At 39.8% G+C, this 23,006-nt stretch carries 12 protein-coding genes; 1 reads left to right on the forward strand and 11 read right to left on the reverse strand.

Annotation, left to right across the window (positions count from 1 at the left end; genetic code table 11):
• Positions 1-5: 5 nt before the first annotated feature.
• Positions 6-2,894 carry an exo-beta-1,4-galactosidase gene (locus tag GKD17_RS02385; RefSeq protein WP_032936407.1) on the reverse strand — a complete coding sequence of 963 codons (2,889 nt, stop codon included), beginning with the start codon at positions 2,892-2,894 and terminating at the stop codon, positions 6-8.
• Between the two features lie 121 nt (positions 2,895-3,015).
• Positions 3,016-5,775 carry a glycosyl hydrolase family 28 protein gene (locus tag GKD17_RS02390; RefSeq protein WP_007836597.1) on the reverse strand — a complete coding sequence of 920 codons (2,760 nt, stop codon included), beginning with the start codon at positions 5,773-5,775 and terminating at the stop codon, positions 3,016-3,018.
• Between the two features lie 210 nt (positions 5,776-5,985).
• Here GKD17_RS02390 and GKD17_RS02395 point away from each other — a divergent pair, with 210 nt between their 5' ends.
• Positions 5,986-6,681, forward strand: a complete 696-nt coding sequence (locus GKD17_RS02395; protein ID WP_007836595.1) for an SGNH/GDSL hydrolase family protein — start codon at positions 5,986-5,988, stop codon at positions 6,679-6,681.
• Between the two features lie 203 nt (positions 6,682-6,884).
• Here the strand turns inward: GKD17_RS02395 and GKD17_RS02400 are convergent, their stop codons facing one another.
• From GKD17_RS02400 to GKD17_RS02440, 9 genes are all read right to left on the reverse strand, one after another.
• On the reverse strand, positions 6,885-8,318 hold the full coding sequence (locus tag GKD17_RS02400; RefSeq protein WP_007840500.1) for a sulfatase: 1,434 nt from the start codon (positions 8,316-8,318) through the stop codon (positions 6,885-6,887).
• Between the two features lie 4 nt (positions 8,319-8,322).
• The gene (locus GKD17_RS02405; RefSeq protein ID WP_007836590.1) at positions 8,323-10,125 is read right to left on the reverse strand and encodes a RagB/SusD family nutrient uptake outer membrane protein; all 1,803 of its coding nucleotides are present in this window, start codon (positions 10,123-10,125) and stop codon (positions 8,323-8,325) included.
• 14 nt (positions 10,126-10,139) lie between these two features.
• Positions 10,140-13,547 (reverse strand): SusC/RagA family TonB-linked outer membrane protein, encoded by a 3,408-nt coding sequence (locus GKD17_RS02410; RefSeq protein ID WP_007836589.1) that lies wholly within the window; start codon positions 13,545-13,547, stop codon positions 10,140-10,142.
• A gap of 169 nt (positions 13,548-13,716) precedes the next feature.
• Positions 13,717-14,691, reverse strand: a complete 975-nt coding sequence (locus tag GKD17_RS02415; RefSeq protein ID WP_007836586.1) for a FecR family protein — start codon at positions 14,689-14,691, stop codon at positions 13,717-13,719.
• Positions 14,692-14,746: 55 nt separating this feature from the next.
• Positions 14,747-15,328 (reverse strand): RNA polymerase sigma-70 factor, encoded by a 582-nt coding sequence (locus GKD17_RS02420; RefSeq protein ID WP_007836584.1) that lies wholly within the window; start codon positions 15,326-15,328, stop codon positions 14,747-14,749.
• A 166-nt stretch (positions 15,329-15,494) separates the two neighbouring features.
• Positions 15,495-17,144, reverse strand: coding sequence for a glycoside hydrolase family 43 protein (locus tag GKD17_RS02425; RefSeq protein WP_007851028.1), 1,650 nt, complete (start codon positions 17,142-17,144; stop codon positions 15,495-15,497).
• 115 nt (positions 17,145-17,259) lie between these two features.
• Positions 17,260-18,582: a family 43 glycosylhydrolase gene (locus GKD17_RS02430; protein WP_007836580.1), complete on the reverse strand. Its 1,323-nt coding sequence runs from the start codon at positions 18,580-18,582 to the stop codon at positions 17,260-17,262.
• Between the two features lie 253 nt (positions 18,583-18,835).
• On the reverse strand, positions 18,836-21,142 hold the full coding sequence (locus GKD17_RS02435; RefSeq protein WP_032934158.1) for a glycosyl hydrolase 115 family protein: 2,307 nt from the start codon (positions 21,140-21,142) through the stop codon (positions 18,836-18,838).
• A gap of 158 nt (positions 21,143-21,300) precedes the next feature.
• Positions 21,301-22,995, reverse strand: a complete 1,695-nt coding sequence (locus tag GKD17_RS02440; protein WP_007836568.1) for a RagB/SusD family nutrient uptake outer membrane protein — start codon at positions 22,993-22,995, stop codon at positions 21,301-21,303.
• Between the last annotated feature and the right edge of the window lie 11 nt (positions 22,996-23,006).

Raw genomic sequence — 23,006 nt, forward strand, 5'->3', positions numbered from 1 at the left:
CTTGTTTATTGTCGGAAATCAAACATCAAATTAAGGTGTAGTCCTTCATCCCCCGATTTGATACGGATATTACCCGGCTGGCTGTTCGGCCCTTGTTGCTCAATTGGTTTAAAGGAGCAAATAGCCGGGATGTCCAGCAGGAAGGATATATCCCCTTCAGGGAATTTGGGCATGGTGTCTTTTACGCGTCCTTTCGGTTCTTCGGGAGTGAACACATGGAAGAAGATACCGTCATTCCGGGAATAAATGGTGAACGGTGTTGTGTCACTTTCCAAAGTGGCCCAATACATATTGGCATGATATCCTTTAAATTCCGGATAAACCAGATTTTCAAAACTTTCTCCGGTAATGGTATTGTTATACTCTTTGTGCCATACTCCATAATTCGTTCCCGGAATCCGGTTTTTCCAGACACGGTATGGACCGCGGCCCATCCATTTCATGCCGGAGCAATTCTTTTCAGGATAAGAGAAAGTCAGACCGAGATTGAATACTTTGGAGTCCATGAAAGCATCATCAAATCCACCTCCGCCGGAAGCCCGGTTCAGCAGAATGGCATCCATATAGAGTAGTCCTTTGTCCGTAAGACGCCATACGATGGAGTCGGCGGCACCTTTGTATTTGGCACAGTAAACAGCCCCCTCGTTGCTGTTGCGGACATAGCTCAATGTTGGTTCGTAGCGCATTTTCATGCCCACTGCCACAGGACCGTCTTTGAATGGAACTTCTGTTCCTCCTGATGTGATACGGCTGATCATGCCGGTAGCCGGGTTAAAAGTGACGGTTACACGGTCGCTTTTCAGTTCGATGGTGGTAGCGGTTTGAGTGGCGGTTGCCGGCTGTACCATTTCCAGGGTCATCGGAGTCTGTGCCATTTTATGATCAAAGTATTGTTTTGCCAGTCGGATAGGATAGGTCCAGTTACAGATACTTTTCCCCTCTTTGTCAAAAGCCTCTAACTCCAGTACATCACCTTCCCGGAAAGAAGCAGGAAGAGTGAAGCGGGCTTTTCCAGTTTCACCCGGTGTGATGGCAGGCAGTTGTACATGGCCTTCTGCGATAACTTTACCGCTTTCCATTGCATCTTTCAAAGGTGTTTCGCAAGTACGTATTTTGTAAGTCATGCGACATTTGTCCAAGTTAGTATAAGTATATTCATTAGTAACCAGGAAGCTGCCGTCAAAGTGGTCAGTAATCAGCAGCGGTTTTAACTGGATGGGCGACCATTGTGCGCGGATAGCATAGTAACTTCCTTCTTTTTCTCTACGCGGACCTACTACCCCGTCAGGAGCATTGGATTTATCTGAATCCAATATGCCTCCTTTATCAGAACGTTTGGGAGCTTCGTCACAGAATACCCAGATAAAGCCTCCGGCAAACATGGGGTTCGTGCACCAACGATCCCAAAAGTCACGTAGTCCGGCACCACCTCCCTGATCATACATGGCATGCATGAATTCGGTAGGCATAAATACTTTATAGCCGTTGGTAAAACGTGCCACTCCGGTCAGATAAGTGGGATAATGGTGGGTGTCCAGATCATTGAAATCGGCCCAAGGATGTACCATGTGGCGTTTCTGTAATTTATCGTATTTGGCGAATAAAGGATCAAGATTATAATTCCATCCTCCTTCGTTGCCATTACTCCAAATAATGATGGAAGGATGATTCACATCGCGTTCTATCATTTCTTTGACTAATTTAGGACCTACTTTTGAATCGTATCCGTTTTGCCATCCTGCCAGTTCATCCATATAGACAATTCCTAATGAATCACACATATCCAGGAAATGTTCATCAGGCGGATAATGTGAACGGACTGCATTCATATTCATCTCTTTTACCAGCAAGGCATCCTGACGGCTCATAGCTGCACTGGTAGCACGACCTCCATCTACGGAAAAAGAATGGCGGTTGACACCTTTCACCACGAGTTTGGTGCCATTCAGATAAACTCCGTCTTGTGGAAAGAATTCAATGGTGCGGAAACCTATCCGCGTTTCACGGCTTTGCACCGTTTTCCCTTCGGGGTCTTTCAGTTCCAATCTGGCTACGTACAGATTGGGGTCCTCTGTAGACCAAGGTTGGATGTTCATCCAGTTCCCTTCCACCAACTGTTCCTTGTTCGAATCCTTAATCTGATGAGAAATGCTAGATTTGTTTTCTTGAGTGTATATGTCTTTTCCATCCTTTAATGAACGGACGGAAACAGACAATTCATATCCTTTGGCATCTCCTTCCATTTCTATTGCCGCTTGCAATTTTCCATGCTGATCGGCGTTCAGAATAAAATGTCGCATGTGGACTGCCGGGACAACTTCCAGCCATACAGGTCTGTAAATACCACCATACAGCCACCAGTCGGCTTTACGTTCGGCTGCATTGATGGATTTGTTGGCTGATTCTTTAGCTATCTTTACTTCAAGCAGGTTCTTTTTGCCGGGCTTCAATAAATCGGTGATATCATAACTGAAGCGGTAGAATCCTCCCTGATGCATCTCGCCTGCGGGTTTTCCATTGATGAAAACTTCCGTGTCGGTCATCACTCCGTTAAAGAATATTTTTATCCGCTCACCGGAAGTTGTTGCCGGGGATTCAAATTTATATCGATAAATGCCCGTTTCGTCGCTTGGCCTTTCACCTTTTATAGTGTACCAACGACCGTAAGTATATTCTCCGAATCCTTGCAGTTCCCAGTTGCAGGGTACTTCGATCTTTTTCCATTTTCCACTGTTTTGTCCTCCCGAACAAAAGAACTCCCAAGTCCTGGTGTCGTCAATACCGGTTCCCGATAAATAGATACGTTCGGGGTGCGGAGCTTGTGCCTGCACAGTTGGTCCACTCCACAGGGCAGCTATTACTAAAGCTGTCAGTTTGGTCCATTTGTTTTTCATAATACCATTGAATACTGTTTTCATGATACAAAAATAAGGCGGGATAACCCGCCTTACAATGGAAAATCATACATTATGATGAAAAATGATACAGTTATAGGGAATTAATATGCCGATAGAATTATTTTATTTCTATTCTCATGGGAGATTCCTTTTTATATTCAACCTTTTCCTGATTGGCATTTATGTTCTTGAAAATAATGTTTTTGGATTTCTTACCTTCTACATTCACCCTAATTTCTTCACTAGGGAGTTTGAAATGTATATCCTCGAACAGGATGTCTTTTCCATCCAATATGTGAATGTCATTATGCAGCGATTCTATCGTCAGCTTCCGCATCGTAAATCCGGCGGCATCATTCAGGGCGCCGATTAATTTCTTGCATTTGATCTCTCCATTTTCTATCACTACCTGGTTGAAAGGTATTTCAGGAATACCATTGGCGGTAAAGAACTGGTCGGCTGATTCTACAATGAAATCTTTGATCAGGATATTCTTTACATCAGGTGTCAGCCGGTTTACTTTTCTTGCCGGATAGCGTGCGGCCAGTTCGCCCATATAATAAGCACTGCCCAACAAATCCCAAGTAAAGGCTTTTCCTACATTGATCATGCGCAGTCTCTCATAGTAAGTGTTGTCACTGCCTCCTCCACGGTTGCGTCGCGTTTTGAAACGGATGCCGGTACGAGTGCCGTCAAATACACAATCGTGTACATACAGATTCTTGATCACTCCGGCTGTTTCACTACCACAAGTAATCCCGCCATGTCCATGCTGGGCCAGCGAGTAGCGGATAATTACGTTTTCTGTAGGTTTACCTACACGTAATCCGTCTTCTGCTCTACCGGCTTTCAGGGTAAAGCAATCATCACCGCAGTTCAGCGTGCAGTATTCAATTAATACATTTTTACAAGATTCTATATCAATACCGTCTCCGCTGGGCACCTTGGTGGAATTAACGGTAATGCCTCTTATAATTACATTCTCGCAATAAATGGGTACCACATTCCATAAGGTGCTTCGTTCCATCGTGATCCCTTCTATTAATACATTGGTACAGTTGATAGGAGAGATTGTTTTAGGACGATAGAAAGTCCTGCCTTCCATACCGTCATAGATACGTTGTTCTATAGGCATGTCCCACGGGACATCTTTTTCTACCACTGAAGCACCGTTAGGACGTTTTCTGATTTCAGCATCCATAGATGGTCCGTAAATGGTTCCTTCTCCTGTAATGGCGATGTTGTTTTCCCCATTGGCGTAAATAAAGGCGGCCGGCCCCATTATTTCTACCCCTTCATGGCGTGTGAAAACCGCCGGTAGATAATCTTCCGCACGACCGGAAAACTCTATTTCGGCTCCTTTGGCTAAATGTAGATTAACATTACTTTTCAGTACAATACGGGCCGATTTCCATTTTCCCTCAGGAATGACGACTGTTCCTCCTCCTTGTTTGCTGACTTCAGCAATCGTCCGGTTCACTAAATCTGTAATAGGGGCATCTTCTGTCATTCCTTTGTCTTTCATATTGACGATGAAATCGGGAAAAACGGGACGCTTCGGCTGAGGCATATTGAAATATGCATTCTTGATCGGAACGATATTCCGGGGCATTGCTTGTGCACCGACTTCATTTAAATAGGGGATAGCTGGTTTCAGTTCTGCTGTCAGCTTATCCAATACTTCCGGATTTAATTTTACTTTTACCATTCCGATGGGGTGGAAGCGCGTATCATCCCAAGCTGTATAAACAATGGTATATACATTATCTCCTTCGGGTATCAGGCAAAGCGGAGTCCTCATGACAGTCCACCATTTTTTAACTTTGGTATCTATGGCGATATAACGTGCTTTGCTCCAGTTTTTTCCGTCTATGGATAAAGTGTATCCCATTCTGTTGGGTAAGTTTAAATAGTTCGGCCCGCCGTCAAACATCGCTATGTAGGTTCCGTTGGGTAATTTGGATACGATAGGATTCTCTACAAACTGTGGGTGAATGGAAGTTATCGGATTGATTTCCTCACCCATACGTTTCCATGGTCCTTCCAACGTTTCTGATTCGGCCAGTCCCACAGCCCATACCTTGCGCTTTTCCCCTCCTTTCAAGGGATAATCTGCACGGGTTTCGTAAGGATAAGCTCCACTGATAAACGCATTCCAGCCTTTATCCACTTTATATGGGAAGAAAGAAGCGACCCCTTGCCGTCCTTCCCAAAGTTGGGAGTCCAGTCCCGGTTCTATAATGATTCCCATATCTCGGTAAGGACCGCCTATTCCTTCTAGACCTTCCTTTTCGGATTCACATCTCCAGATGCGGCCGAAAGAATGATTGGGTGCAATTTCTTTATCTGTGGTGTAGGCCAGATAAAATCCGTACCATCGGTTGTTTTCCTCGCTGAATACAGGCATATAAGACCAGATGGCGGAACGGCGGTCATTCATGGGATTGTCTTCATGTACCAATGCATAGACACCGCTTGATTCCAATATAGTGGATTGGCGTGTCCAGTGAACACCATCAGTGCTGGTCCAGTGTCCTATACGTGTCTTTACTCTGTCGTGATAGGCAGGCATCCCTTTCACACCGGCGCGTTCGGTAGGAAACATGTGATAAGTACCTTTTATTTTTACGATAGAGCCTCCTTCAAATCCTCCTTGAATCCCTTCTGTACCTGGCATTCCTGCGTTGATAACGGGGGCTTCAGGTCCTCCGATAACAGTAAATAAAGTTTCTCCTTCGGTGATTCCATCGATATGGAATGATATACTATCTGTTTTATCAGTCGTTTTGGTACTTTTGCTTTCCATCTTTTGAGCGATGGCTTGCGTACCCGCCAGACATAATCCGATACACAGTCCCCAAAAAGCGTTTCTTGTCATACTTAGTCTTTTAAAAGTTAAATGGCCTCCATTTTACGGCTTATAAGTAATGACGTTTGTAGATAGGATTTGTAACCATCGGATTTGTTCTTATTTTTATGAAGCAGATCGATGTTTTCTTGTTTGTCTGTAAATAGAAGAAAAAGGTTATTTTTATAGGTGTTAAATCAAAATATGATGTATATTTGAAAGCGAAATAATCAAATACCTATGAAGAAGTATATTATAACTCTGCTGTTTTGTACGTTATTTTGTCATTTAGGCATTGCTCAAGGTTTGAAATCAGTTTCTATCTTGGGAGATTCTTATTCCACTTTCGAAGGATATGTTCAACCCGATACTAATTTTGTATGGTATCTGAAGACACCTCCTGAAGGGAGAAAGACGGATATGGTTTCTGTACGTAATACTTGGTGGCATCAGTTTATTAAGGAGAACAACTACCGTCTTTGTGTGAATAATTCGTTTTCCGGTGCTACTATTTGCCATACCGGTTATCGTTCGGAGGATTATAGCGACCGTTCTTTTATCACCCGGATGAAGGCGTTGGGCTGTCCTGATATTATTTTTATTTTTGGCGCGACTAATGATTATTGGGCGAAATCACCTTTAGGAGAGTATCTGTATGCGGATTGGTCCAAAAAAGATTTATATTCTTTCCGCCCTGCTATGGCTTATATGCTGGATACAATGATTGATTATTATCCTAATGTGGAGATTTATTTTCTATTGAATGATGGTTTGGGAGAGGAAATCAGTGAATCGGTCAGAACGATTTGCAAACATTATCAGATAGATTGCATTGAACTGAAAGGGCTTGATAAAATGAGCGGACATCCTTCGGTGAAAGGGATGAAGCAGATTAGTGAGCAGGTGAAGGCGTATATGAATTCCCGGCATAATTGAGTATGACGGTTTATGTAGTGATTATTTTAGAGGAATAATGATAAACAGTTTCCGATGATATTTTAGTGAAAGATATACTGGTTGAAGTATATTCTCTCACTAAAATATGCCTATCACTTCTTATTTTACAAAAAACAATCGTCAAATGTCTTTCAGTTATAATCTAATCTCGGTGGTTAGAGCAGGTAAACCAGAAAGTTTTTTCATTGTGATTTCATTAAAGTTTCTTTTTTAGCCTTTAAAAATGAAGAGAGCTTATTTATTTCGCTTCTATACTTTCGTTCGTTGACCCTGTTCTTATTTTCTTCTGGATCTATGTGATGGTCAAACAACATTCGGGAATGAATCTTTTCTTTTTGTTTCCATTCCGCATAGTTGTATCTATTGCTAACAGCATTGTCTCCCCCTTCCCATTGGATATATACTTGGTCTTTTATTTTTGCTTTTAAATTTGTTAAAATAGGAACAAAACTAGTGCCATTTAATTGATTCTTTGGTATGGGCAAATGACAAAGTTCACATAGTGTTGGATATAAATCTACGAATTCTACCATGGACTTAGTTTTTCCTTTTTTCAATCCGGGAACACGTACAATTAAAGGAACGTGAGTAGAACGATCCATTAAATTATGCTTACCGAGAAAGTTGTGTTCCCCTAGATGCCAGCCATGGTCTCCTAGTAATACAACGATGGTATTATTTGCTAAACCTAGCTCATCCAGGGCATCCAGCACTTTTCCTATTTGGGCGTCAACATAGCTTAAACAGGCATAATATCCGTGTTTGGCTTCTTTCTGAAAATAGATATCATCTGCTGTGGTAGTACGTGCGTAAGCATAGATTTCTCCAGAGTTTTTAACTTCATCCGGCAAGCCTGCAGGGCGAAAACGATTATTGGCAACTGGAATTTTCTCTCGGTCATATAAATCCCAATATTTTTTAGGGGCATTAAAAGGTAAATGTGGCTTCCAAAATCCACATGCCATAAAGAAAGGTTTTCCTTGTTCTTTTAAACGTTTTAAGTCTGCAATGGCTTTTAATGCCAGTTTTCCGTCATCATAAGCGGTGTCAGGTACTTCAGCCCACTCACAAAAAGGCCCTCGCATTGTTTTGGGATTGATAGTTCGTGCGGAGACTTCATTCATCCATAATTCCCATTTATTGTATTCTGCCCAATATACATCATATCCGTCGGGATGTTTACGGTAAGGAGGTTCACTCCATGAATTAGCATGATCTGAAAGATGGTGGAAAACCTTGCCGTTTGAGATTGTGTAATAGCCATGTGATGTAAACCATCTTGATATCGGAATTGCGGTTGGGCAATCTTTGCTGGCATAAGCGGAATAGTTGACAAAGCGATCTGGATAGTGTGGATACACTCCTGTCAATAAACTGGCGCGTGAAGCTCCACTTACTGGGATATTACAGTAAGCGTTCTGAAATAATAACCCGCTGGCGGCAAAACGATCGATATTGGGGGTCTTTACTTCTTTTACTCCATAGCATCCTAACTCAGGGCGCATATCGTCTGCCATCAAGAATAGAACGTTCATTTTCTCTGTCTGTGAAAATACAGACAGAGAAGAGAAGGCAAGCATTGAAATGCTTGAAAACAAAGTATATTTTAACTGCATAATTTTATTTATTGTTTTCCCATCCAGGATTTTGTTCTAGAGCAGGATTGAGTGCCAATTGATTTAGAGGAATTGGATTTAGATAGTAATGTTCCAACCATCCTAGGGGTTTCTCAAAATAATATACATATCCTTCATTGTTGGAGGGACCATTCATAACTTTTACATTAAATTCACTTGCATTTTTTAAATAGACCCCAGTAGGTTGTTTGTCTACGTAATGTCCTTTTTTCCAGCGGCGTAAATCGTCCAGACGAGTTCCTTCACCCATTAATTCAACGCGGCGTTCACGGCGGATTTCCCATAGTAACGGATTTACATCTTGATCTCTGTCAGGATCAAAATCTGTGGTAATATCTGTCAAGACCATATCGGCCACGTGAGCACGTTTTCTCAGTTTATTAATAGTTTCATCTGCTATAGATTGATCGAATTGCCCTAGTTCATACATTGCTTCGGCATAATTCAACAGTATCTCACCGAGTCTGAATAGGGGAGCGTCTGTAGTACAAACTCCATTGGCAGTGCTGGCATCGGTATGAGTATTATAGTATTTCCATACCCAGAAACCCATTTGGCTGGCATTCCATCCCTGTCCCCAATTGACATTTTTGAAATGAGGTTGCCCTTTGGTTATAAAACCTTTGAAATTAGATGTCGGCAACCGGTGATAAGTTTCTTTAGAAATTGTTGCCATCAAGTCAATATATTCACGTTCAGAGGGATTGTCTGTGAACTTCCATTGAGTGGTAGAGGCACTTGCTAGACTTACCATATAGGGAGGACATACTGTGTGATATAAACGATAATCCCGGTTGCGGAACTGTGCATATACATCTTTATCACCTCCGTATGTGGAACTGTTTTTGATAGGATGTCCGTCACTGCACAAATAACTGTCTACAGCATCTTTGGTTGCTTCTATTTGTGATTCGCCGGTTCTTACCATACGTGTGAGCCCATGGCATAGCTGGCTGGTAGCATACTCTTTGTATAGAATAATTCCATTTATGCCATCTAAAGACTCTGAGTTGAAAAGTTCTTCATAGTTGGGATGTAGGGTAGTATATTTATTCATGACTTCCTTGGAAGCCCGTGTACATTCTTCTAAATAGGTTGTGGCATTTTGTAGGGCATGATATTTTCTCCATGTACCTTCAAATAAACAAAAACGGGAAATTAATGATTGTACTACAGCTCGATTGATCGTATTATTGCCATCTCCGTCTACCTTGATATGTTCTTCTGCATATTTCAAGTTATTCAGAATATTTTGGGCTACAACATCCCGTGGGTCTCTAGGGGAATATAGTTCCTCGCTGTCTTCTGATAAAGCATGTTCTACCCATGGTAAATCTCCATATAGAGATAGCATTTTAAAATATTTATAAGCGCGAAAAAAATATCCAACACTTCTCCAATGTGCTTTTTCTGCATCATTCATGGATGACTGGTCTATATTGTCCAACATTAAATTCACCCGGCGGATATATTCATAGTCCCATGAATCAGAAGACGCAGGTACCTTAGCTTTCTGATACGCCCATTGACTTTCATTGCCTGAGACATGCTTGATCATATTGTCAGCTTCATAATCTCCTTTAAAAATCTCATCAGTTTGTCCTGTTTTATATGCATAGCCGAAAAAGACGTTATACAGTCCCCAAGCGTAAGTCTTGAAGTTTTCATATGATCGGAAAGAGGTTAATTCCGTTTGTTGATCTTTGGGATATACCTCCATAAAATCATTATTTAAACAAGAATTCATCAACAGGAAGAGTCCTACTCCTACTATATATTTTTTCATAATGTCAGCTTTTATTATAAACTTAAATTAATACCAAATGAGAATTGACGCATATAAGGATAAGTAAATCCACGTTGTCCCAAATTGTCTGTTACTACACGTTCAGCATCTATCCCTTTGGGCAGATGATCAAATGTAAAGAGGTTTTCTCCACTAAAAAATACTGATAAGTTAGTAATACCCAGTGGCTTGATCAGTTTTATGGGGAAGGTATATGATAAACTGATATTGCGTATGCTCAAATACGCCCCATTTTGCAAAAAACGGGTTTGTGTTTTTTGATTGGCTTTAGTATTTCCTTCTGCCTTTTCATATAAACGTGGAAAATAACTATTTGTATGTTCTGGAGTCCAGTAATTCAATTGAGAGTCAAACAAAGTTGAGTAAGCATCGTAATGTGGATAGAATAGCTCATTCATAAGCCAAAGATCCCGTTTGCCGACTCCTTGTAAAATAAATGACAATGAAATACCTTTCCATGCTGCGCCACCACGAATTCCGTACTGATATCTGCGAGTATCATTACCGATAATATGAGTATCGCCTGGTTCGTTTGACGTGTTTTTACCATTGTTTATAATACCATTTCCATCAAAATCCACATAAAGTATATCTCCCGGATTGGGATTATAACCTTCCATTTTGGGAATATTGTTTTTTAACTTTCCTTGACTGTCAAAATCTTCGGTAGTATATAAGCGGTCTGTAGTATACCCCCATATTTCACCTAATTCCATTCCTTTTCGGTAAATCAGATTGCCATCCGAATCTTTTCCTAGTAAGCCTACCTCATTGTCGTATTTTGTGATTTTCGTACGCGAGTCATATAGGTTAAAACCTAAATAATATTGCACATTGCCGATACGGTCATTCCAATCCAAGGATATTTCCCAACCTTTGGCGCGTAAATCGGCAGAGTTTTGTAATGGGGCTTTGGCACCCAATACTCCTGGAAGTTCCATACCTGGAGCCAACATTCCTTTTGTATCCCGTTGGTACCAATCAAATACAACATTTAGGCGGTTATTAAACAGCCCTAGGTCAAACCCGAAATCCAAAGTACTAACTTTTTCCCAAGTGAAACTATTGCTGACTAGAGCTGGAGGGGCCAATGTTGTAGTAGCTTGTCCGTTTACAACCCAATTAGCCAATGGAGAATCCATGCCAGGAATAAAAGCATAAGGTTCTATACTTTGATTACCGATATTACCATAAGAACCTCTCAATTTTAAGTTAGAAAGAAAAACTTTACTCCATTCCATAAATTGCTCTTCACTGACACGCCAGCCTATGGAAACAGAAGGAAAGAAGCCGAAACGATTTTCTTTAGGGAATTTCGAAGAACCATCATAACGCCCGTTTGTTTCGAGTAAATATTTACCGGCATAAGAGTAATTTATCCTATAGAATACTCCTCTGACATGGTATTCCTCAAATTCATCACTGTTTTTATAATCTCCTGTAGCTTGTGATAATGAGGGTAAATCTTCGTTAATCATATCTGTGCGTGACGCTTTCATCATCTTATAGGCATTGCTTTCCTGATTGAAACCAGCCATAATTCCAATGTCATGTTTACCTAATGTTTTGTTGTAATTGGCATATACATTAAAAGCATTATAATTGGTCGCCCGATTTTCTATTTCATATTTCGAATTTGAAACAGACTGTTCCTTGCGGAAGTTAGCTCCGTGAGCATAATTAAATTTCTTATCGAAAGTTGTGATTTCTCTAGTCTTTCTATTAAATGTATATTCACCGATTATTTTCAGATCTTTGAACGGAGTAATAGTCAGCTTGCCAAAGATGCGTAAGTCGTTTCTGTCATTTTCTTTAGGTGCTGACAGATTAATGAAATTATGAGGAGTATTGATAGGCAAGATTTCACCGTCTAGTTCCATATTACCTAATGGAAAATAAGATGGAAAGGCTACTGCTGCTCCCCAAATACCATAAGAAGCTGAAGTATAGGGAAGTTCTGAATGTGAATTCGCATATTTGATGTCTAATTCCGGAGTAATCCAGGAATGAATATCGGAACGGATGTAAGATGATATATTATAACGTTTGTATGAGTCTTTATCTGTAACAAGAATTCCGTTTTGATCCACCATCCCAGCTGACATTCTGTAAGATATTGATTTATTACCTCCTCCAACAGAAATATTATGTGTTTGTTGAAAACCTGTTTCCATCATATCGTTTAAGAGATCCGTTTCTTGTAAACTGTATCGAAGTCCGTCTACTACGGCATAACCGTCAGGATAATTGCCTGAATTAGTATCATATTCTTTCAATAACTCCAACCAGGTATCTACATTTTGTCCTGTTTGATATGATACTGTTCCCATATCTTTATAAGCTTGTACTGTTTGTAACGGAGTTGCTTTGTGGGGTAAATTACTAGGCTTACTGAATGAGAAGTTATTAGAGTAGTTGATAGAGAAGCGAGTGTCTTTCATTCCCTTTTTAGTGGTGACTAGGATAACTCCGAATGCAGCGCGTGCACCGTAAATAGCCGATGATGCGGCATCTTTCAATACAGAGATAGATTCAATATCATTAGGATCCAGCATATTTATGTCCATCTCTACATTGTCAACTAATACGAGCGGGGCACCTTCATTGATGCTGTTTACTCCCCGGATATTGAAAGACATTTCAGCACCGGGTTGGCCTGATGTACCTGTTACTTGCAATCCCGGCATTGCTCCCATCAGTACATTACTTACCGAAGTAACAGGCCGATCCCCCAATATTTCATCCATTTTTACACTGCTTACTGCTCCTGTCAGGTTGGCCTTTTTTTGTACACCGTATCCGACCACTACTACTTCTTCTAAAGTTTCAGTATCTTCTTTTAAAACAATATTTAGTTCTTTTTTATTTCCGGTGTTCATTTCCAGTGAGGCATATCCAATGTAGGAAATTTGCAATGTCGCATCGGTTGAGGCATCTAGTACAAACCGTCCGTCTATATCTGTAATCGTGCCTATAGATTGTCCTTTAATTTTTACGTTAGCACCTATAATCGGTTCGCCATTCACATCTTTAATGATGCCGGATATTTTTTTTGTTTCAGATGATTTTACATTGCCGGTTTGCTTGTCCGAAATAACGATTGTTTTAGGTGAAACAATACTATATTCTAGATTTCTGTCTTTTAAAGCTTGATTCAGAACGGTAGTGACCGAAATATTTTCCGCTGATATCGAAATATTTCGGTCAGCATCTAGAACAACACTACGATAAGAAAAACGATAGGGCGTTTGATTCTCGATAATGTTAAAGATCTCTTTTAATGATACATTTTTTACGTTTATCGTTATTAGTTTTTCCTGTGCCATAGATTCGAATGTACAGAAAAGAAGCAATAACGAAAACAAAGTGAACAACTTCAGTTGTGCGTGTTTGTTTTTCATACGATAGTAAATTTTAGATTAATGTTAGGCCCTGTGGGCATTGTCGTAAGTAAAGACAATGTATTTTTATAGAAGTACCGAAGATAAGATATGTTATAAAGCATACAAAACGAAGCCGCTTTCTCTCAATTTAGAAAGAAAATCGGTTTTGATATTGATTGGATTTGATTCAAATGTCAGTCAAAATAATTTCTTTGCCTTTGATTTGCGCCTTAAGATGATAGGACTTTTCAATTACTTCCAGCACTTCGTTTAAATTGGTAAGAGGTAGTGTACCGGTAAAAGTGTCGGTGGGACAGTTTTTACAGGTGATGTTGATTCGAACATTATAGCTTTGTTCAATAGTATGGATGACTTCAGAGAATTTAGTATTTCTGAATATCATGTTGCCATGTCTCCATGCTGATATTTTTTGGGTGTCCTCTTCTGCAATGATGAAAATATTACCTGTTGATTGGTCTAATATTGCCTTTTGTTTCGGGTGAAGGATTACATTCTTATGACTTTGAGTTGCACCAAGCCATACGCTTCCTTCCTCTAGGGCCAGTTCGGCTGTTTTATGATCCTTTCGTACTAAAAGATTAAAAGTAGTTCCCAGTACCTTTACTTGTAGTCCTTGGGCATCTATGATAAAAGGTACTTCCTTGTTTTTATCGATCTGAAAATAACCTTCTCCATCAAAGCTGATTTTCCTTTCTTTTTTGTTATAGGTTTGGGGGAAGTATGCTAACCTGGATTCTGAATTCAGAGAAACAGCGGTGCCGTCCGGAAGAGTGACACTTGCCCGTTCTCCTCGAGCTGTACAGACAATCATTTCTTTGGTGGCAATTTGTCTGTTCTCATAATACAGATAGCCGGAAAGTATAATGAATACAGGCAATAATATAGTAGCGGCAATCTGGATTATACGACTAAAATCGAAGCCATTGCTTTTTTCTTCTTTTATGGAATTTTCGATCTGTGCCTTTATTTTGTCTATTTGTTTGTCGGGAACGGAAGTGACATCAATTTTTTCATTCATCCAAGTTTGATACATTTCTTCCCCTATTTCATAGTCCGACATGGATTTAATTCTATTTCTGAGTTCCTGTAACTCCGCCGGGGATAGTTCGTCATTCCTATATTTGGTTTCAAGTTTCTTCATTTATTTTTTTCTATTTATGACATCCATTTATGTTGATAGTACCGAATTTTATTTTCTAATTAATAAAAAGTAACATTAGAAGTAACCATATTTTGTTTAATTTCTCCTTTAGGGTCTTAAGTCCTAGTGAAAGCTGGTTTTTTACGGTTTGTTCGCTTAAAGAAAGTTTTTCTGCTATTTCTTTATTGGATAACTGTTTGAACCGGGATAGACGAATTACTTTTTGCTGAGTGTCTGGGAGCTTTTCTATTGTTTTGAGGAATCTGAATAGGAATTCATTATATTCCAGCTTGTAATGAGTGTCCTCGGTTGACAGGGTATCTATATGATAAATGTATTCTTCATATATGGGATGGTTTATTTTCTGACGGTATGCATTGATGAGACGGTGTTTAGCCATAATAAAAAGTAGAGAACGTAATGTTTCATCTTGTCTTATATTTATACGGTTAGACCACAGTTTTACAAAAACCTCTTGTACGATTTCCTCTGATTCTTCGGAAGATTTGGTAAATTGTAAACTATAAGCATACAGGCGTTTGGAGTACATTTGATAAATTTTGTCAAATGCCTTATGCGATCCTTGTTTTAAGTCATGAATCAAGTGTCGTTCTATATTTTCTATGTGCTCTTCCAAGATATATGGTGTTACCTAAATGTGGATTAATCCCATAATATTCGTTTGCAAAGATAATCATTATGTATTTCTCTTGTGTATCTCTAGAACTAATTTTGTATGATATCTGAATATGTCTTTTAATTGTAAGAAATAGGTTCAATAGTAATTTTTTCTTGTTTTAAGACTAATTCTCTTCCTTATATTCAAACCATTGGTATGATGCTTTATTTATCGATTGTTTTCCATTACTTGTCGCATATATTCCGACTCCCGTACCATTAAAGCGGTTGACCTTATTATCCGACACAGCATCTACACTTTGTACCTCTCCCACTTGATAAAGCATATCATTTGACAAACCGGCATAGAATGTTAATGTAGCTCCTTTGGCTACCAAGCGTAATATGACAGATTTTTCCTTCCAAGGCAGTGTCGCAATTATTGTTTTTTTGCCTAGAAGTACTTTTGTCAAACGGATTTCATTCTTTCCTTTCAGTAATGAATAATAGCCTTTAGCTGTACGATACAGAACCAAGCCCGCCCATTCGTTCACCCGACGGGTGGAGAAACTCATTGTCGTGGTGGCAGAAAAATTATGGGAATGTACACGGCGCAGAAGCATGGAGGGACATACCAGACTGTCTGCCATCTCAGGTCGGAGAGACAAAAACAAGTTGCCATCGGCAAAATGATGGAAAGGTTGCTCAGGGATACGCATTGTAGCCCATTCCGGTGATAAAGCAGAACTTTCAAAATCATTCTGTTTATCTGTCTTCGACACCGGCGTCCATGGTAAAGGTGGACGTTTCAACCGGTTTCCGATAACACCAATGCCGGGATTGAAGATAGGTTCACCGTTTTGAAAACTCACCTCACAAAGAAAGGTTTCGCGTCCTAAAGGCACCAGTCCTCCTTCCACAATTCGTTTACCGAGAAACACAGCATACCAATCTCCGGTCGGTGTCTGTACCAGATCGGCATGTCCGAGAGACTGCACAGGGTAGTCCTTGCCAAGATGGCGGTGTGTCAATACGGGATTGACGGTACAAGGTACATACGGTCCCCAGAGGGATTTAGCAGTGAGGGCGGTAACAGCATGGTTATAATCCGATCCTCCTTCAGCCATCAACAATAGATAGTGGTCCTTTATTTTGTATAAATGAGGCCCTTCGGCGTATTTTGCATTAGCCGCATGACCATAGGCCAATGTTTTTCGTTCTCCGACCAGACATCTTTTTTGGAGGTCCAGCTCCTGCATCCATACGGCACACTGGGCAGGCCATGCGCTCTTAAAATCCCAGCGATTGCCTGTATAATAACAGCGTCCGTCCTCATCAAAAAAAAGAGAAGGGTCAATGCCGGGAGCATCTTTCAGCCACACCGGATCCGACCAGGGACCGGCCGGATTCTTGGCTGTCATGTAGAAATTGCCACCACAGCCATGAGCTGTGGTGATAAGATAGAATGTTCCATTATGATAACGCAAAGTGGGGGCCCAGATGCCGTCATTATCCGTCATACCGTTAAAGTCGATAGCCTTGGGATTGGTTAATGCATGACCGATAAGCGACCAGTTAGTCAGGTCACGGCTGTGATAAATAGGAAGTCCGGGAAACCATGTGAATGATGAAGTGACTAAATAATAATCTTCTCCTACCCGGCAGATGGAAGGATCTGGATGGAATCCCGTGCGAATGGGATTGGAAATGGAATCCGGAATAATCGTTTCTCCCATCATTCTTGCACACAAAAAAATAGTAACTAACAGTAAAAGTAATCTTTTTATTTTTCTGTTTAGAAATATGAAACTGCGCGTTATTATAATATTTCTCATCGTTATTTAATATATTAGCAATTATTATACTTCAAATTTTCCAGTGTTACATTTCTTCTGTCTTTTGCATGGTTAATTCTGTATCTCAGCCCTTTTGCATAAGATATGGAATAGCTCAAAAGTGATAGACATTGTCTATCGTTACGAAAGTGTCGTCACTTCCATAGATTGTTTTAGTCTTGTCTGTCCATACCGGTCGTATTCCTGTTACTTCAACCTGTAAGGTATAATTTGCCTTCGACATTTTCGGTGTTATAATTCGAATTGCTTTTTCCGGATACTTGCTGTAGAAATCTACCAATGAAGAATATACAGTATCTTTCTCGGTATTTAATACACTTACTTTGGCATATCCGCCATGAGGGTTTGTTTCTCCAACAATAGCGGCATGAGTTCCTTTGAACGCTATCTCCAACACGTCTCCTTTTTGATTGGACTTCCATGCCCCGTACAACTTTTTCCCTTTGTTCAGAGCGTCTGCCGGTTTTAGCTTCCTGATGTCCCATGCTTGCCAATATTCAGGGATGGATATTTTTGTTCCATCCACTTGTAAAGGCATCCATACATAAGTGGCGGCTGAGGCCTGATGCGGATAAGACCAACGATCCCCCATAAACATAGGTATGGTATCATTACCGCATTTCAACGGGAATACAAATGTACTTTGCGAATTGTAGGTCAGCTTGCCTTCCGGGCAGAACAGCCCTTGTTTCGTCCAAGGACCTTCTATCTGGGGAGCCGTAAAATAGAAGTTGTCATTTTTCTCCCAACTGGTCAGGTTTGAGGTAAGCATGAAATAGACACCGTTCTTTTTGAACATGGCCGGTGATTCGCCCATGCCTTTAATGTGGGCCACTTCAGCCTCTATCGAACGGTAATCATCGCTTAACCGATAAACAGGGCCATGATGAATCAGTAAATATCCTTTTCCATCGGTGTCCTGAAAGGTTCCCATATCCCAGCGTTTTACAGGTTGTCCCTTATAGAGTAACGGTCCCTGCAACTGATAGTCACCTGCAATCGTTTTGCAGGTGGCTAAACCGATATAAGGGTCCTTGTATCCCATATCATCGGCATGCATCAGCATGATATACTCGCCCGTCTTAGGGCATTTCATCACTTTTACACGCTCACCTACGCGATTGGGGCCAAGGATGCCTTCGGGTTGGACTCTAAGGACAATGTTCTCGAATTTCCAGTTTACAAGATCATCCGAAGAATAACATGAGAAGCCGGGGAAAGCGTTACTTTTGTCCGATTTCCATTCTCCGAAAAGATAATATCTTCCGTTTTCTTCCACAATACAAGCGCCATGTGCATTGACAATATTTCCCTTGTCATCAAACCATGGAATACCGTTGACTACTAAATTGTTTTGAGCTGTAGCTGTTCCTGCTTTCAATAAGAGGAACAACAAGAATAGTAAATATTTCATCATGTTCTTATTGTATATTCATATTTTATTTATTCAATAATGCACTAATGTTCTATCTTGAACATTAATATAAAAATTATAGGTTGGAATCTTTACGCTATCTATTTTTATTATTATGCAAAGATCGTAATATCAAAATAGAGAACAAATGGATTTTGATTTCAATTCCTGTGTTTTTGTACAAAAAACCATATCTTCAATCTGTTTGTTTATAAGTGATAAATAGAAAAAGAGATATTCATAATTTTTTTGAGGATCATTGTGTTTTTGGAAAAACAAATAGTTGGTCAAGAATGACTCCTTTATCTATTGCTTTTACTTGAAGACAATGTTTCTCATTTTGGGAAAGTGGGAGGGTGAAATGTAAGATTGCTTTGTTTCTTAATACATTTTCTTTCCATATTTCACTTCGCCCATATGTTTCGTAATTACTTGCAGGAATCTGCTGCCCGTCAAGTGAAAGCGCAATGCGAATTGACTTTCCTTCAATAGGATGACAAGGAAGTAAATGTACTTCAATCTCTACAGAATCAGTATTTATTGCGTCAAATGTATAGTTTACACTCTTATTTTTCGGGATGGTTATGGCTTTTTCTTCATAACCGAGGCCTTCACAGGGGGAGTAATCCCCATTTGTGCAGTCTGCTCCATTCCATTTGGCAATGTACTTGCGTTCTTTTATTATAGGAGAAGTCGCAGCTTTATGATCTACAGGTTCAAATACTGGTAAACGCCTAGGTTGAAAATCCATCATTCTATGCCATTTACTATTATTATGGAAACCTATATTATAGATACGTGTTAGTGAAGCAATACTATCAAATGCTGCATCACTTTTTGACCATGATTCCAGCCCGTGGCGAGCTTTTTGAGCATAAAGTATTTTTTTATTCATTTCCGCTGATGCCTGCAAAGGGTATTTGACTAATTGGAAATAGGCGTCTTGACGTTCCGGAATAACTTTATTAAAGCAAGTTTCTACCTCATCTTCCAATTTTTGATAGGCCGCTAAACGTGTGTCAATATATTTTTCGCTCCATGGCATATCTTTTATAATACGATAATCGTTGGTGTGATACTCTTCTTCACGAGTATTTCCCATGAATTCCGGCTTGCGGATATATGCTAATCGATAATGTTCTTTCATCAGAGGTAAAAGACGTTTGCCCAACTGGTTACCGAATTCTCTTTGTAGGAAATGGCTGAGATGCTTTGTGATACCCTGTTTTCTGACGGAGTGAATGTCCCAAGCCATATCCATGAATAATTCTATCTGATATTCAGCAGGCTTGATGTCACCTACATTCAATACCCATAATTTTTGTATGCCACTATCATAGGCGGTCGTCATTTGTTGATAGAGTAGTGCGGGTGAGAAAGTACCCAACCATAGATAATCATGTGGGCGTCCCCAATAAGATATGTGGTAATACACACCGTTTCCTCCTTTCCGCTGACGTTCTTCATCCGTAGGAAAATGATGAATATATCCATAGTTGTCATCGCACCACATCAAGCATACATCTTCAGGAACTTCAAGTCCTGCGTCATATATATCCATAACTTCTTTATAAGGAATAAAGACTTGTGGAACTTTTGTTACGTCTTGGTTAACATATTGTTGTAGTAAATGACGTTGGTCAGCAAATACATGTTGCAACACGGCTTTCTGTTCCTTTATCGTTTTTGCACCATTCATAGCTCCGTCGTGTACTCCACGCATACCTATAGTATAAAGTATGGGTTGGTTTGCCACTTCCTTTACTCTTTGTTCCCAAAATTCATAAACATTTTTGCTGTTGTTCACATAATCGTATTCTCCTTTTCCTCGTTTTCTCCATTCACCGGCTGTGCTTGAAGCCATTGGTTCGCAGTGTGAACCTCCAATGTAGATACCGTATTGTTCAGCTACTTCACGATTTCCTTGTGTTAAGAAAAAAGGTTGCGTACATTCATGCATGGCAGGCCAATAGGTATTTGCACGTAAGCGTAACATTAATTCGAAAATGCGCGCATTGGTCTTGGGACCAATACGACCGGGTTTGTGCCAAGGTTCGTAGTGTAGGCTTGACCATGGCATTAATCCCCAATCTTCATCATTGATAAAGATACCGCGAAATTCTACGGAAGGAGCTTGCAGATTTACGTAGCCGTTTGCAAGCGAAAAGGATGATCGTTTTAGAGGCATAACATCAGCCCACCATTCCCAAGGTGACACGCCTATCAGCCGGGAAATTTCCAGTATTCCATATGCGACGCCATGTGCATCACTTCCCGTTACATAAAGTTGGTCATCCGAAACTTTAAGTTGGAAAGCTTCTTTACGTTTATCTAACAGGGTGGTGTCTTTATTAATAATAATATTACCTTCTTTTCCTATACAGACATCCGATGACAATACTGCTTGGAAATCATTTACTAGCATTTTAAGTGCTGATTTTACTACCGGTTCCATTTCTGTTGTATCACAAGCTATATGAATTGTGTGCCCACTTTTCAGTTCAAAACCGTTGGCCTTTACTACTATCATTAATAATAATAGATGTATGATTGTATGTCGCATATTCTGTTTTAAATTATTAATTTTCCAACAACAACTTTCCTTGATTGGTCTTTTTCTGATACTTAAAAAGGGCATATCAAAAATATTGTATGCTCTGAAATTTTATCAATATGTTTTGATATGCCTTTTGTGTATAAATTTATTTATTAATAATCCTATCAATAGCCTGCATTTTGCTCTATTCCTTCCGAATCTTGATCAATAACAGTTTGTGGAATTGGTCTTAATAAAATATGGTTATCCATTTTGTTTGTTTTCTTTGCTAGATTATTATGTTTTAATGTACGTTCAATAAGTGTATTGGTACGTTTTAAATCAGGCCAACGCTTGTATTCACCAGCTAGTTCACGTGCACGTTCATCCAGAATCGTATTTATATCAATATCTACTTCATTTATGATCATATCTTTTTCGTGACCGGGGATGGCAGCTCTTTTGCGTACAGCGTTAAGGCGTTCGGCAGCTTTTGATTTATCACCTGCCTGCAAATAGGCTTCTGAAGCAATCAAATACGTTTCTGCTAGCCGGAATAGGAAGATGTCCCGTGTGCCTGAATAGGATTGATTGTTGGATGGCCAAGGAGCTGTTGAATCAAAAAACTTCCATATCATGGGGAAAATTCCGCTACCACCTATATTTTCAATATCCTGTTTCCAAAGTTCTTTGGTTATGATGATAGCATTGGGATGTTCAGCCATGATGGCTAAAGAATCGTTCACTGTAAATTCTTTGTCATAATGTGGAAAATAGACTCTTAAATCGCCAGCTTTTACTTTTCCATCATCTTTTGTTGCATAATATTCACTTAAAAAAGTAACATCATAGCGTGAGTCAGAGTCTGTATTGTAGAGTGAATAGAGAAATTGTGTGGGCGTAAATTGCGGTTTATGCCAGTTATAGGTTGTATTGTATATTTCGAAACCACTAGGAATTTTGCTCCATAGTTCCCATCCGAACATCGCATTCTGACCGCTTCCATTATTAATATCTCCACCTAAAGATTTGGCATCATATTGAACTGAAAAGATAATTTCGTCATTTATTTCATTACCTTCTTTGAATACTTCCTGGAAGGAAGGGAGAAGACGATATTCTCCACTATTGATTACTTCGTCCGCTAGTGATGCAGCTTTAGTGAAATCATCGGAATCAGCATAGCTTTTATAACCTCGAGTTAAATAAACCAGGCTTAATAAGTTTTTGCATGCTCCTTGAGTGGCACGGCCAAACTCAGCAGCTTTAATCGGAAGCTTACTGACTACTGCACTTAGCTCATTGATGATGTATTTATATATATCAGCCTCGGGAATGCGGTCAAAGTGTGTAATGGCTGATGTAATTTCATCCTCAACCAAAGGTACGTCACCGAACTGTTCAACTAAAAGAAAATAATAATAAGCACGAAGGAATCTTACTTCGGCATTTGATTGAACTATTTCTGTTTCTGAAATTCCGTTTACTGCGTTTGCTCGGGCTAGAGCTGTATTACATGCTTGTATGGAATAATATAAGTCTGCATAATGGTCTTTTACACAAGGGTTTTCGGCATCCAATTCTGCATATTCGTTCAGTTGGCGGCTTTGGGTGTCTCGTCCTCCGTAACTACCTCCAATTAATTCACTTTCACCGCGAGTAAATATATCTGTACCTAGACAATACAACCAAGGCTCGTCTCCCCAAACTGTTCTTAAAGTAGAATAAGCAGCGTTTACTAAAGAACGGTATCCGTCAGCTGTTACGAAATAATTTTCTGCAGTTATATTGCTCTGGTTCTTTTCTTCTAGAAAGTTGTCACAAGATACAGTTATAGAAGCGATGAATAGTAGAGCAGATAATTTTATTTTTGTTTTCATATTGTTGTTTT

It is taken from the genome of Phocaeicola dorei (assembly GCF_013009555.1).
Classification (GTDB): Bacteria; Bacteroidota; Bacteroidia; order Bacteroidales; family Bacteroidaceae; genus Phocaeicola; species Phocaeicola dorei.

Excerpts from the sequence above, each read along its gene's own strand:
- GKD17_RS02400 (WP_007840500.1), bottom strand. The coding sequence starts at position 8,318 with ATGCAGTTAAAATATACTTTGTTTTCAAGCATTTCAATGCTTGCCTTC.
- GKD17_RS02435 (WP_032934158.1), bottom strand. The coding sequence starts at position 21,142 with ATGCGACATACAATCATACATCTATTATTATTAATGATAGTAGTAAAG.
- GKD17_RS02390 (WP_007836597.1), bottom strand. The coding sequence starts at position 5,775 with ATGACAAGAAACGCTTTTTGGGGACTGTGTATCGGATTATGTCTGGCG.
- GKD17_RS02385 (WP_032936407.1), bottom strand. The coding sequence starts at position 2,894 with ATGAAAAACAAATGGACCAAACTGACAGCTTTAGTAATAGCTGCCCTG.
- GKD17_RS02395 (WP_007836595.1), top strand. The coding sequence starts at position 5,986 with ATGAAGAAGTATATTATAACTCTGCTGTTTTGTACGTTATTTTGTCAT.
- GKD17_RS02415 (WP_007836586.1), bottom strand. The coding sequence starts at position 14,691 with ATGAAGAAACTTGAAACCAAATATAGGAATGACGAACTATCCCCGGCG.
- GKD17_RS02410 (WP_007836589.1), bottom strand. The coding sequence starts at position 13,547 with ATGAAAAACAAACACGCACAACTGAAGTTGTTCACTTTGTTTTCGTTA.
- GKD17_RS02430 (WP_007836580.1), bottom strand. The coding sequence starts at position 18,582 with ATGATGAAATATTTACTATTCTTGTTGTTCCTCTTATTGAAAGCAGGA.
- GKD17_RS02425 (WP_007851028.1), bottom strand. The coding sequence starts at position 17,144 with ATGAGAAATATTATAATAACGCGCAGTTTCATATTTCTAAACAGAAAA.
- GKD17_RS02405 (WP_007836590.1), bottom strand. The coding sequence starts at position 10,125 with ATGAAAAAATATATAGTAGGAGTAGGACTCTTCCTGTTGATGAATTCT.
- GKD17_RS02440 (WP_007836568.1), bottom strand. The coding sequence starts at position 22,995 with ATGAAAACAAAAATAAAATTATCTGCTCTACTATTCATCGCTTCTATA.